This window comes from Streptococcus rifensis (assembly GCF_053203525.1).
On the sequence record NZ_JBRUCW010000001.1, the window covers coordinates 210,493 to 223,349 of the forward strand.

12 protein-coding genes and 2 pseudogenes are annotated in these 12,857 nt (G+C 40.0%); all 14 read left to right on the forward strand.

Annotated elements, in window-relative coordinates; genetic code table 11:
• Window positions 1-7 precede the first annotated feature (7 nt).
• Window positions 8-1,321 carry an MFS transporter gene (locus ACVRYP_RS01010; protein ID WP_447466918.1) on the forward strand — a complete coding sequence of 438 codons (1,314 nt, stop codon included), beginning with the start codon at window positions 8-10 and terminating at the stop codon, window positions 1,319-1,321.
• Window positions 1,322-1,346: 25 nt separating this feature from the next.
• Window positions 1,347-2,069, forward strand: a complete 723-nt coding sequence (locus tag ACVRYP_RS01015; RefSeq protein WP_447466919.1) for a flavodoxin family protein — start codon at window positions 1,347-1,349, stop codon at window positions 2,067-2,069.
• Window positions 2,070-2,084: 15 nt separating this feature from the next.
• Complete coding sequence (locus ACVRYP_RS01020; RefSeq protein WP_447466920.1) at window positions 2,085-2,786, forward strand: flavodoxin; 702 nt, start codon at window positions 2,085-2,087, stop codon at window positions 2,784-2,786.
• Window positions 2,786-4,081: an FAD-binding oxidoreductase gene (locus tag ACVRYP_RS01025; RefSeq protein WP_447466921.1), complete on the forward strand. Its 1,296-nt coding sequence runs from the start codon at window positions 2,786-2,788 to the stop codon at window positions 4,079-4,081. The genes ACVRYP_RS01020 and ACVRYP_RS01025 overlap by 1 nt, the downstream gene beginning before the upstream one ends.
• A gap of 17 nt (window positions 4,082-4,098) precedes the next feature.
• Window positions 4,099-5,043, forward strand: a complete 945-nt coding sequence (locus ACVRYP_RS01030) for an alpha/beta hydrolase (RefSeq protein WP_447466922.1) — start codon at window positions 4,099-4,101, stop codon at window positions 5,041-5,043.
• 23 nt (window positions 5,044-5,066) lie between these two features.
• Window positions 5,067-5,915 (forward strand): alpha/beta hydrolase, encoded by an 849-nt coding sequence (locus ACVRYP_RS01035; protein ID WP_447466923.1) that lies wholly within the window; start codon window positions 5,067-5,069, stop codon window positions 5,913-5,915.
• 199 nt (window positions 5,916-6,114) lie between these two features.
• Window positions 6,115-6,579: pseudogene (locus ACVRYP_RS01040) on the forward strand (tyrosine-type recombinase/integrase); the annotation flags it as partial.
• Between the two features lie 546 nt (window positions 6,580-7,125).
• A complete protein-coding gene (pezA, locus tag ACVRYP_RS01045; protein ID WP_447466924.1) occupies window positions 7,126-7,602 on the forward strand; it encodes a type II toxin-antitoxin system antitoxin PezA in 477 nt (158 codons plus the stop codon).
• The gene (pezT, locus tag ACVRYP_RS01050) at window positions 7,602-8,369 is read left to right on the forward strand and encodes a type II toxin-antitoxin system toxin PezT (RefSeq protein WP_447466925.1); all 768 of its coding nucleotides are present in this window, start codon (window positions 7,602-7,604) and stop codon (window positions 8,367-8,369) included. Before pezA ends, pezT begins: the two co-directional genes overlap by 1 nt.
• A 156-nt stretch (window positions 8,370-8,525) precedes the next feature.
• Window positions 8,526-9,168: pseudogene (locus ACVRYP_RS01055) on the forward strand (site-specific integrase); the annotation flags it as partial.
• Between the two features lie 565 nt (window positions 9,169-9,733).
• Entirely contained in the window at window positions 9,734-10,594 is an 861-nt protein-coding gene (gene ylqF, locus ACVRYP_RS01060) for a ribosome biogenesis GTPase YlqF (RefSeq protein WP_447466926.1), read from the forward strand.
• Entirely contained in the window at window positions 10,572-11,342 is a 771-nt protein-coding gene (rnhB, locus tag ACVRYP_RS01065) for a ribonuclease HII (RefSeq protein ID WP_447466927.1), read from the forward strand. The genes ylqF and rnhB overlap by 23 nt, the downstream gene beginning before the upstream one ends.
• A 1-nt stretch (window position 11,343) precedes the next feature.
• Entirely contained in the window at window positions 11,344-11,913 is a 570-nt protein-coding gene (locus ACVRYP_RS01070; protein WP_447466928.1) for a sugar O-acetyltransferase, read from the forward strand.
• Window positions 11,910-12,800 carry an ROK family protein gene (locus tag ACVRYP_RS01075; RefSeq protein ID WP_447466929.1) on the forward strand — a complete coding sequence of 297 codons (891 nt, stop codon included), beginning with the start codon at window positions 11,910-11,912 and terminating at the stop codon, window positions 12,798-12,800. Before ACVRYP_RS01070 ends, ACVRYP_RS01075 begins: the two co-directional genes overlap by 4 nt.
• Window positions 12,801-12,857: the final 57 nt, after the last annotated feature.

Consider the following 12,857-nt stretch of genomic DNA (forward strand, 5'->3'; position numbering starts at 1 on the left):
TGAATCTATGAAAAAAGAATCATTTGGGATCATCTTACCCATTACCCTATTAGCTTATTTTTTGATCTTAATGGATAATTCCATTATTTTTACCAGTTCTGTTCAGATTGGGGAGAGTTTAAACCTAACAGATACCAGTCTAGCTTGGGTATCGAATGCCTATACGCTTACCTTCGGTGGCTTTTTGCTCCTATCTGGTCGCTTGTCTGATTTGTTGGGTCGTAAGAGAATTTTTCAAATTGGTCTAGCTATATTTGGACTGAGTTCCTTGGTGATTGGCCTTGCCCAAAATGCATCTATGATGATTTTGGCACGTGCTATTCAAGGAATTGGAAGTTCTATTATCGCGCCAACAACCCTTGCCTTAATGATGGATACTTATACAGGTGAGATGCGAACAAAAGCTATTTCCTACTATAGTGCGACGGCTGGATTTGGATCAAGTGTTGGTCTCTTGATTGGTGGTTGCCTAACCAGTTTTGTATCCTGGCGAGCAGGCTTTCTAATCAATGTCCCTTTGACCTTGCTCTTGATGTATCTGACTCATCGCCATGTAGTTGCTAAGGCTGGACACCAAGAGAAAATTGATTACTTGGGGAGTTTATTGTCAGTTGCAGGTTTAGCGAGTCTGATCTATGGTTTAGACGGTGAGATTTACACCCTTGCCTTTGTTATCGCTGGTTTTCTTATTTTGCTTGCCTTTTATTTCTATGAAAAAGGGCAAACGCATCCTCTTATGCCGCTAGCTCTGTTTAAAAACAAGGTCCGTTTTGGTGCCTATCTTGTCAGAGCTCTATTCATGATGACTATGTTGCCCTATTGGTTCCTATTGCCACAGGTATTACAGGCTGAGTACGGTTTTTCTGCCTTGGGGTCTGGTTTTGCCTTTCTGCCCTTGACAATCACAACCTTCCTTACTGCTCTTCAGCTCCCCAAACTGACTAAGCGATTTGGTAATAATCGTATTTTACTCATTGGAGAGATCGCTTTGTCACTTGGTCTTTTATGGGCTAGCCTATCACCATTAGAGTTGGGTTATGTGCAAGCTGTTGCCTTGCCAATGCTGGTGATTGGTATTGGTCAAGCAATGGTCGTTGCACCTGTGACGGCAGCAGGTATCTATCAAGCTCCTGAGGTCTTGGCAGGTTCGGCTAGTGGCTTGACAAATGCCATGCACCAAATTGGTGGACCAATTGGCTTATCTGTTATTATGGCTATGACATCGAATTTCAATGTCAGTCTTGGTTGGATGGCAGGTTTTAGCCTAGTCGCTTTTCTTTTTGTCCTTATCTTTATTTATCAATTTGGAAAAAATCCCTAGGAGGTGTCTATGAGGAAAAGCTTTATTGGCAAGTGTCCTTGTGTTAGCCGCTTGCTCTGTTCAAAACGAAAGCCAAACAAACAGCAGTTCATCATCTTCGGCATCTATTCTTCCAAGCGGGAAAATGGACCAAAGTCAGATTGTGGCACCGCAAGTTGGTCTCTCAGATGAAGAGTGGAATAACAGTCGCGGAACAGTTTCAGATGGAAAAGATACCAATTCTGACCAAGAGCCAACTCGAATTTTGTCAGATGAGGCCGATAGTCTGATTGTCTATTTTTCACGGTCAGGCTCTACTGAGTTACTGGCTAGCAAGATTCAGACACTTTCTGGTGCAGATGTGATTGAATTGGTTGCCAAAGAAACGTATAGTTCTGATTATGGTGAAACGGTACAACGGGCCAATCAGGAACGAAATGTCGAAAACACTCCTGAATTGGACGTAGAGATGCCAGATTTATCTCAATATCAATCCATCTATATCGGATATCCCATTTGGGGCATGACCATGGCAGAGCCCGTTGCAACCTTTATCGAAACCTACGCCAAAGAACTTGATGGAAAAACGATTATTCCATTTTCGACAAATGGAGGCTATGGACTAGGATCAAGTATCGATTATATCGAAACTATTTTGGCTGAAAACCAGGTTAACGCTCGTATTGAGCCTGCCTTTGCAGTCGAAGGAAATAAGGTCGATCAGGCTGATTCAGACTTGATGATGTGGTATAACAATTTAAACAAATAGAAAGAGGAAAATGTTATGAAAAGACGACAGATGATTTTTGGAATTGGTGTGGTAGCAATACTTGTTGCCCTATTTACATGGAACTTCTCAAGAGGCCGACAATCAACATCGACAAGTCAGAGGCAATCAACGACAAGTTCTCAAACGACAACAGCGTCAACTAGCCTACAAACCGATAGAGACTTATCAGGTGATAATGATGTCCTGGTTGTTTATTTCTCAAGAACGGAAGGTGTTTGGGATGGACCACTGGAAATCGGTCATACCAAAGTCATTGCGGATTACATTACCAATGCAACTAATGCAGACCAGTACGAAATTATCCCAGCAGTTGCTTATCCTGAGGAGTACGAGGCAACCGCTAATCAGGCGCGTGAAGAACAAGAGGAAGATGCTCGACCAGCTATTGCCAATGAATTACCAGATATTTCAGGTTACGAAACCATCTTTATCGGATCTCCTGTTTGGTGGAGTGAGTATCCAATGATTGTGCGGACCTTCTTGGATGCTGAAGCTGAAGAACTAGCAGATAAGACGCTTGTTCCGTTTACAACCCATCTTGGTTCTGGATTAGGCAATACCCAACGTCAATTGGAGAGTCAGTTCCCAAATGCAACCGTTCTAGACGGCTTTACAGTTCGCGGAGAAGATAAAACTGTGCAGAATGCAGAAGGTGACATTACCGCTTGGTTGAATGAAATTGGAGTCACAAAATAATGCTAAAACAACAACCAAAAGCACTCTATTTGACTTGGACGGCAATATTGGTCGCCCTACCTCTGCCACTGATCATTTTGCTCAATACTAGTTTGCTTGACACAAATTTAAATCTCTTTTTATATGATTTAGGCTTGATCGCTTATGTCTGGTGGCTGGCCATTGTTTATCTGTCGACTCGGCCGCAGTGGTTGGATCGCTTGATTGGACTTCCAGCTATGTACTTTGTTCATGGGATGATGGGTGTCTTAGCTCTTCTAGCAATCTTTTTTCACCAACAATTTTTATTTTCTATGCATACAGAAATTCGTCTGACAGGCGAATGGGCTTGGTATTTAGCTGTTTTTGGAATTGCCTATGCCAGCTTTTTCATGTCAGGTTGGTTGGTTGATCGGATGCCTGTGGCGAAACGCTTGAAAGATCGTTTGCAAATCTTTTTCAAACACGAGCTTTCCGTTTGGATTCATCGCTTGCATTTTGTCATGATTGGCTTAGTCTGGCTACATGTTCACTTCATCAATCGTATTGCCATTTTGACGCCATTTATGATCCTGTTTGATCTTTACACGGTTTACTTTTTGGCTTGCTATGTTTGGCAAAAGTATATTGTAGATTTTGGTAGTCTAGTCCAAGGTGAACTCATTGCAAGCACCAGCTTGTCACCAACGGTACAAGAATTACAAATCAAAGTTCCCAAAGACCATCATTATCAAGCAGGGGATTTTTACTTTATGCGCTTTAAAGATAGAAGAATCAGCAGTGAGAAACACCCTTTTTCCGTTGCCTCTGCTCCTAGTCAAGACGGCAATATCTTAACATTTATCATTCAAGGACTGGGAGATTTTACGAAGAAAGTGCCGAATTTACCAATTGGCACACAGGTTGAGCTGGAAGGCCCCTTTGGTCGATTCGGTCCCATTATCGAAGAAAGCTCTGTGAAACGGCCTATTATTCTTTACGGACTAGGCTCAGGTATTGCCCCTTTAAAAAGTATAGCCGACGAATACAGTGGTAAACGCTCGGTCCATATCATTTGGAGCGGGAAAAATGAGCAAGAGATGTATTATCAAGAATACTTCGAAACCTTAGCCCAAGAAAATCAGTTGATCAGTTATCACGGAAAAGCTCATCGCTTTACCAAGGAAGAATTAGGAGAAATGCTATCTGCCAAGGAAATGAGACAGGGATTATTCTTTATTGTTGGTAGTGCACAAACACTCTTAAAAGTTGAAAAAACGCTCATTACCTTAGGTATTTCTAAAAATAGAATTCATGATGAGCGCTTAACTATGTAGGATGTAAAGGAGGAACAATGAAAAGAATTCTTATTTTTTCATTAACAGGCTTGCTATTAGTCGTTCTAGGGACGATTCTTTATCTAAACTTTGAAAGCAATGCAGCCAACAATTCAACAGGGTTGAATGTGTCAAGTTCTTCTCGCACTAACTCGCTTTCTAAGGAACAGGGAAGTAGAATTGACAGTATGACTTATACAACGACTTATGATGGCAAAGAGTATAACAAGGAAGCGCTTGTCTATGTGCCTGATTCGTATGAGACAGGCAAACCAATGAATATCCTTTATCTCATGCACGGATCAGGCATGTCTGCTGAGCAAGTAGCGGCAGACATCAAACCACTGCTAGATGAGTTGATTGCAAATGGAGATATTGAGCCACTGCTGGTTGTATTTCCGACTTATTATCCAGATCGAAGTTTTGTTGTGTCGAATTATTCAGCCGATTATCCTTTAAATCATTACTTTGCAGAGACTGAAGTTTTAGAGGTTATGAAGACGGTTGAAAGTCAATACACGACCTTTGCTGAGACAACCGATGAAACTGGTTTTACAGCAAGTCGTTCTCATAGAGCTTTCGGTGGCTATTCTATGGGCGGTATCACGACATGGGATGTGCTGGTTGAACAAAGTGATAAATTTTTCTACTATATGCCGATGGCAGGCGATAGCTGGATTGGACAAGTTACTGGTAGAAACAGCGATGAAGCTATTGCTGAAACCTTGGTCAGTGGTCTGCAAGAAAATAACTACGGGCAGAATGATTTCCAAATAATAGCAATGGTAGGTGGAAGCGATGGGACAAAATACAGCATGATTCCACAGATCGAAGCCCTCCGTAGCAATCATAGTGATCTGATAACAGATGATAACCTCATTTATTGGGAAAATAACGGTGGCGGACATAATCAAGAATCATTTGAACTAGAGATTGAACATGGACTGACTTACCTTTTTTAAGAATAAGAGAAAGTGAGGAACAAATGACATTTCCAGATTTGAAAACCATTCCTAAACACTATTTCAAACCTAGCGATAGACCAGGTACCTTAGAAATCCTTAACTATCCTACTTTTGAATCTTTTTCCTACACGACAAACGCCCCAATTCCAATTGAAAAAGAAGCCGTCATTTATCTTCCTTATGGCTATTCAGACCAGCAAAAATATCCAGTGGTTTATCTTAGTCATGGTGGTTGGTCCAATGAACGCACAACCATAGGAAGCCCTCATTCTCCCAATGCCTTCAAACACATTGTGGATCATGCGATTGCAAATGGAGAAATTGCCCCAGTTATTATTGTTAATCTCACATACAACAATACCAGTCCAAAAGATTCTAGCGATTTTGGTTTAGCCATTCAGCTAACAAGTTGCTATTATCGAGAACTGACCAATGATTTGATACCCGCTGTTGAGAGTAAGTACAGTACCTACGCAGCATCAACCAGCCCAGCAGATTTGATAGCCTCGCGTCAATTTCGTGCCTTCAGCGGTTTTTCAATGGGTTCTGTCAATACCTGGCGAACCTTTGAAAATGCCTTAGATTACTTTTATTATTTCAATCCTATGAGTGGAAATGTTGGAACACCAGCTAAAGATTTCGCAAATATAGTTAAAGAGAAACAAAAAGACTTCTTCATTTATGCGGCTAGTGGCACAGATGATTTTGCCTACACCGCCTTTAAAGAGCAAGTCCTCTCTCTTACTAGGAAATTCCCATCTATCTTTAAGATGGAAGAAAATGTCATTTTCCGTGAAAGACAGGGAGGTAGGCATGATTACCAAGCGGTTTGTGATTATACCTACAATGCATTAGTTAATATTTTTTAGGAAAGATAGAAATTAATATTTGAAGTAATAAAATTAGATTAGAATGTAATCGTTATATCTATTGATATTGTCACATTATGACAATATATAAAAATCCTAAAGAAAGTACACTATACTTTTCATAGGAGTAGGTAATGTACATACGATTGAGAAATTTAAGAGAGGATCATGATTACACTCAAAGATATGTTGCAGGAATTCTTTTGAAAACTATATGAACAAAATTTATTTAAGAGCGTATAAGCAAAAAGTTCAGTCTGTGACATATAAGACGGCTCTTCCTCATCATAAACTTTTTATTCAATATTTTGGTTTAAAGCCATTAAAAGCAATAACTCCTAGAGATTGCGAAGCTTTTAGATTGCATATCATAGAGAACTATTCTGAAAACTATGCGAAAAATTTATGGTCAAGGTTTAAAGCTTGTATGGGTTATGCAGAAAGACTTGGCTATATTTCAAATATGCCTTGTAAAGCATTAGATAATCCTAGAGGTAAGCATCCAGAAACTCCATTTTGGACCTATGCGGAGTTTCAGACATTTATCAAATCATTTGACTTACATGATTATGAAGAATTGCAACGATTTACTGCCATCTTGTTATATTATATGACAGGTGTACGAGTGAGCGAAGGTTTAATTTTGGTAACCAAAGCATGTTGGTCATAATCGTTTAGATGTTCTGAATAAATATATGTTTTAGAAGTAGTGTGTAATTAAAAAAGAATTCATAATTTTAAGAAAGAAAGAATCAATTCTATTTTATCTGCTGTTCTTGCAGCAGATAGATTTGAGTCGTTGTTTTTGGATTCAAAATTTAAAACCAAAAAAACTATTGATATTTCGGATGTCCAAGGATTGGTATCAATAACTTTACAAGATAATGGATTTATTAAGGTTCTTATATTTTCAAATGATAATGAAGAGGACTATAATAAATTATACTTTTCCAGATTTTGTACTACTAAAGAATTATACATATTAGTTAAATCTTTGATGTTAATCCTAGCAGAATTAGGACATACAGCAACTATCTATTATTTTTCAGAAAAGAAAAATGATGAGTGTATTGAAATACTAATGAATTATAAAAATTAAGGTTCATTTGAAAGAAATCATCAGCAGAAGATGCACCAAATTTGGTGCGTCTTTTTCTTTTTATGGTATAATATATAGTAAAGCATATACATATAGAAGAGGTCTTTAACAATGATAGGAGACAATTTAAGATATTTACGCAAGACACATGACTTAACACAGCCTGAGTTTGCGAAGATAATTGGTATTTCTCGTAATAGTTTAAGCCGATACGAGAATGGCTCTAGTTCAGTTTCAACTGAATTGATTGATTGCATCTGCCAGAAATTTAATGTATCTTATGTTGATATTGTGGGAGAAGAAAAAATGTTAACACCTGTAGAAGACTATCAATTGACGTTAAAAGTAGAGATAATCAAAGAACGTGGGGCATCTATCTTGTCTCAACTATATCGCTATCAAGATACTCAAGGCATTGATTATGAGGATGAGTCTAATCCTTGGATATTAATTAGTGATGATCTATCAGATATCATAAATACAAAAATTTATTTAGTTGATTCCTTTGATGAAGTAGAACGTTACAATGGTTACTTAGATGGCATTGAGCGTATGTTGGCCCTCGCCAATCATCAGGTGGTGGCTTAATGGTATCAGAAGAATTTAGTCAAGACGAGTTTGATCTCGCCTTAAAACGGATGATTCGATCCTTGAGTAGAGGTAAAAGAACTACAGATAAGCCAGTGGCTATCTTACTTGGAGGTCAAAGCGGAGCAGGAAAGACTACCATACACCGGATAAAGCAAAAAGAATTTCAAGGAAATATCATTATCATCGATGGAGATAGCTATAGGTCATTGCATCCAAATTTTTTAGCCTTACAAGAAAGTTATGGGAAAGATAGCGTGGATTATACCAAAGGATTTGCAGGGAAAATGGTTGAGCACCTCATTGATGAACTCAGTAAACAGAGATACCATTTGTTAATCGAAGGTACACTGCGAACCACAGAGGTACCTAGAAAGACAGCTCAGTTATTGCAATCAAGAAATTATCAGGTCTCATTAGCATTGATGGCAACTAAGCCAGAGTTGTCGTATCTCAGTACGCAGATTCGCTATGAAGAGCTCTATGCTATTGATCCAACTCAGGCAAGGGCAACACCCAAAGAGCACCATGACGGCATTGTAGAGCATTTAGTTGACAACTTACGAGAGTTAGAAACTCATAAAATCTTTGACCAGATTCAAATTTACCAAAGAGATCGACAATGTGTATTTGATACAGAAATCGATAAAGGTACAGCTACCGATAATATGAAAGAATGTCTTTTCGGAAAATGGAATAAGGTCGAGGAGGAAATGTTGAAGGTTGGGCAGGAACGGTTGAAAGAAATTGTTTTAAAAAATTATTAAGAAAGGACAGATTATTTTGAAAGGCTTTAATAATAAAATAAAGACAATTTATAAGGATTTAACTAGCTCAAAAGAGAAATTTGGAAGTTTTCATAAAGCGTTAAGAGATTATGTGAAGAATGAAAGATTTGTTTTAGAATTCAATATTAATGCTAAACTGACTTTTGGACATTTGAAGATTTCATAAAGGTCACCAGTACATTTGATACGAACACTTATGATGGTATATATAAAAACATGCTAGTTTGGCTTTATTTCTTTACGGGATTACGTGTTTCAGAAGGACTAAGTTTGATTTGGTCTGATATCGATCTCGAAAAGAAAATCATACATGTTCAATCTACTTTGGAGGATCTTGGTAATGGTGAGTATCGGAGAAAAGAACGAACTAAAACTGAAGCTGGCATGAGATTCATTGAATTGGATGATATGACTGTTCAAGTTTTGGAAAGTTGGAGAAATGTTCAAGTTAAAAGTGGAGAATCTGATTATGTTTTAGCTAGATTTGATGTACCGTTGCACAAAACAACCTTAACGCGTATATTACAACGGCAAGCAAAAATAGCAGGTGTTCCTGAAATAACTGGTAAAGGACTGAGGCATTCACATGATTCATTCATGATCAATGAACTTGGAAAAGATGTTCTTTTTGTAGCTGCTCGCTCTGGACGAGTTGACAAGGCTACAACATTAAATACGTATTCTCATATATATGCTAGTAAAAAAGCCACAGGTGGAAAAGATATTACAAACCATTTGATTGCATCTGGTTTTAAACCCCACTAAAACCCCACCATAAATAAAATTTAGACCTAAAATACTTGATTTTCAAGGAAAAAAATAACTATGCAACCGTAACTCTTAAATAATCGCTAGACATCATAGCAAAGAGAACTCACCTTCGGGTGGGTTTTTGTCTTATTAATAATTGTTTCTCACATGTGTAGATGGTTTTAACTTGATATGCTATTCAAAACTGTTGTAAAAAGGTTCAATTGACATCTAAAAGACCTACCAAAATTTTTGATATGGTAAAGCTTTTTGTCAAAGAAGGCTTTTTATTATTAGAAAGATGAGATGACATTCTAAGAAAGGTGGCCATGGCTGGTAAAGCTCCTTTGAGGGACGGGTAGGAGCAGTCAAATACTGACAAATTTGCTATAATAGACTTTAAATGAGAGGGATGGCAAATCGTTTTGATTCAATGGCGTTTACCTCCCGTCTGTCGATGCAAGTGACATTTCATGTCATTCTCAAGAAGAATTTCAAAGTATTTTAAAGGAATCAAAGGGAAATGTTGAGGGTTTGTTGCCTTTTAAAGGTCACAAAGGACTTCCCTTGATAGGAAAGGACTTATATAATACATGGCTACTATTCAATGGTTTCCAGGGCACATGTCAAAAGCCCGGAGACAGGTTCAGGAAAATATCAAATTTGTCGATTTTGTCACGATTTTGGTAGATGCCCGTCTGCCCTTATCTAGCCAAAACCCAATGCTGACGAAGATTGTGGGGGATAAGCCAAAGATGCTGATTTTGAACAAGGCAGATTTAGCTGATCCTCAGGCTACTAAGATATGGCGCCAGCATTTCGAAAAAGAGGGTATTAAAACCCTTGCCATCAACTCTAAAGAGCAATCTACGGTCAAGCTCGTGACTGAGGCCGCCAAAGACCTCATGAGGGACAAGATTGCCCAGAAGCGTGAACGCGGTATTCAGGTCGAAACTTTGAGAACCATGATTATCGGCATTCCTAACGCAGGAAAATCAACATTGATGAACCGTTTAGCTGGGAAAAAAATTGCTGTCGTTGGAAATAAGCCTGGTGTGACCAAGGGCCAACAGTGGCTAAAAACCAACAAGGATCTTGAAATCTTAGATACACCAGGGATTCTGTGGCCAAAATTTGACGATGACCGTGTGGCCTTAAAATTAGCTCTTACTGGGGCAATCAAAGATCAGTTGCTCCCTATGGATGAGGTGACGATTTTTGGACTTGAGTATTTTGGAGAGCATTACCCAGACAGACTTCTTGAGCGCTTTAAAGGGCTTGATTTGGACCAAGAAGCCCCTGAAATCATTATCCAAATGACCAAAAAATTGGGTTTTCGGGATGATTATGACCGCTTTTACAATCTGTTTGTCAAGGAAGTGAGAGATGGGAAGCTGGGACGCTTTACACTAGATCGTATTGAGGACTTAGATGGCGACGATAGCGGAAATTAAGGCGGCTTTACTGGAGATTACGACCCTCGAGGACAGCCGATGGGTCCAGTATGAAACAGATCCTCGTTCAGGCGTTCAATTAGCGATACGACAACGGCGCAAAGCCATCACAGCAGATTTAGCTGAGGAGGCTCGTTTGGAAAAGATGCTGCGCTATGAAAGAGCATTTTACCAAGAAGGCGTTGAGTTTTTAGCTGGCATAGACGAAGTTGGGCGTGGGCCGCTGGCTGGTCCGGTGGTTGCAGCGGCAGTCATTTTACCGAAAAACTGTAAAATCAAGGGCCTGAATGACAGTAAAAAAATCCCTAAAACCAAGCACGAGGCAATTTATCAAGTGGTAGTAGACCAAGCTTTAGCTATAGGAATAGGTGTCATGGACAACCAGATCATTGATCAGGTTAATATCTATGAAGCAACCAAGTTAGCCATGGAAGCGGCTCTAGAGCAATTAAGTGTACAGCCAGAGGCTCTTCTGATTGATGCCATGACCTTAGAACGTGTCAATCTCCCTCAACAAGCCATTGTTAAAGGAGATGGCAATAGCTTGTCTATCGCAGCAGCCTCGATTGTTGCCAAGGTCACTAGAGACAAGATGATGGCGACTTATGACCAGCAGTATCCCGGTTATGGGTTTGCCCAAAATGCGGGTTATGGGACAGCAAGTCATCTGGAAGGCTTGAAAAATCAGGGTGTGACACCGATTCATCGCACCAGCTTTGAGCCTATTAAATCTATGTTAGGGAGATAAGATGCTAACAGAACGAGAAAAAATGCTAGCAGGTCAGCTCTATGACGCTAGTGAACAGGAATTGAGCCGTCTGCGTCTTGAAGCAAGGCAAAAAATGCAGGCCTTTAACAATGAGTTAGACGGTCAAAAGCGCACGACAATCTTAAAAACTTGGCTTGGTTCAACTGGGGAAAATTTATTGATAGAACCTCGCTTTGTTTGTGACTACGGCAGTAATATCCATGTTGGCGAGAATTTTTACGCTAATTTTAACTGTACATTTTTAGATGTCTGTGAAATCCGTATCGGCGACAATGCCCTGCTAGGGCCAAATGTTCAGCTTCTGACACCACTTCATCCCTTGGAAGCAGGTCCTCGGATTTCAGGGCTCGAGTACGGGGCACCGATTACCATTGGGGATAATGTTTGGATAGGTGGTGGCGCTACTGTTCTTCCTGGGGTCACCTTGGGTGATAATGTCGTTGTCGGAGCTGGAGCTGTCGTCACCAAGTCTTTTGGGGATAATGTGGTGATTGCAGGTAATCCTGCTCGTGTTATCAAATCTATTGAAAATGGAGATCGTATGGTATGAAACAATTCTTAGGTATTGATGTGGGAGGGACTTTTATCAAGTCTGCCCTTGTGTCAGAAGCTGGTCAATTAGGGCGAGAAAGCAAGGTGCCGACGCCAAAAAATATAGCAGATTTTTTAGCCTGTCTCGATGAGTTAATCGAAAACCATCGGGAGCAGATCAGTGGTGTGGGGATTTCAGCGCCAGGTAGGATTGATGTGGATAAGGGGTACCTCTATGTCGGTGGTGCTTTAACTTATCTGAAAGACATCGCTTTAAAGGAAGTGATCGAAAGCAAGCACGGTTTGCCTTGCACGGTTATCAATGATGCCAAGGCTGCTGTTTTAGCAGAGCATTGGTTGGGGAATCTCAAGGGGGTGTCTAATGGTGCTGCCTTAGTTCTTGGAACAGGCGTTGGCTCAGGCATCATCCTTAAGGATGAGTTGCTGCAAGGCTCACACTTCCAAGCTGGGGAGCTTACCTTTAACCTCAGATCACCAGGCCCGATCACTTGGCAGAACATGAGTGGGTCAGCGTGCTCGGCTGTCGGCTTCATCAAGCGGGCTGCAGAGTGCTTAGGATTAGAGAACTCTAGTGATGGTCAAGCTGTCTTTGAAGCGCTGAAGTCAGGTCAGCACCCAGACTTACAAGAACTTTTTGAAAGCTACTGCCGAGAAATTGTCTTTATCCTCTATAACCTTCAGGCGGTGGTTGATGTCGAAAAAGTGGTTATCGGAGGCGGGATTTCCAGTCAGAACCTTCTCATCGATACCATCAGACAGATTTATCTGGACTACAAGCGGGGTTCTGAAATCTATGATTTCATGTTTACAGATCTGGTCATTGAACCGTGTGCTTTTCGAAACGGTAGCAATATTCTAGGCGCTGTTTCCCTCTTGATTCGCTAGTCGTTTAAAATGGGTCGACCCCAGTCCATTTTAGGATACCTTTCAGTCAGCCATTTG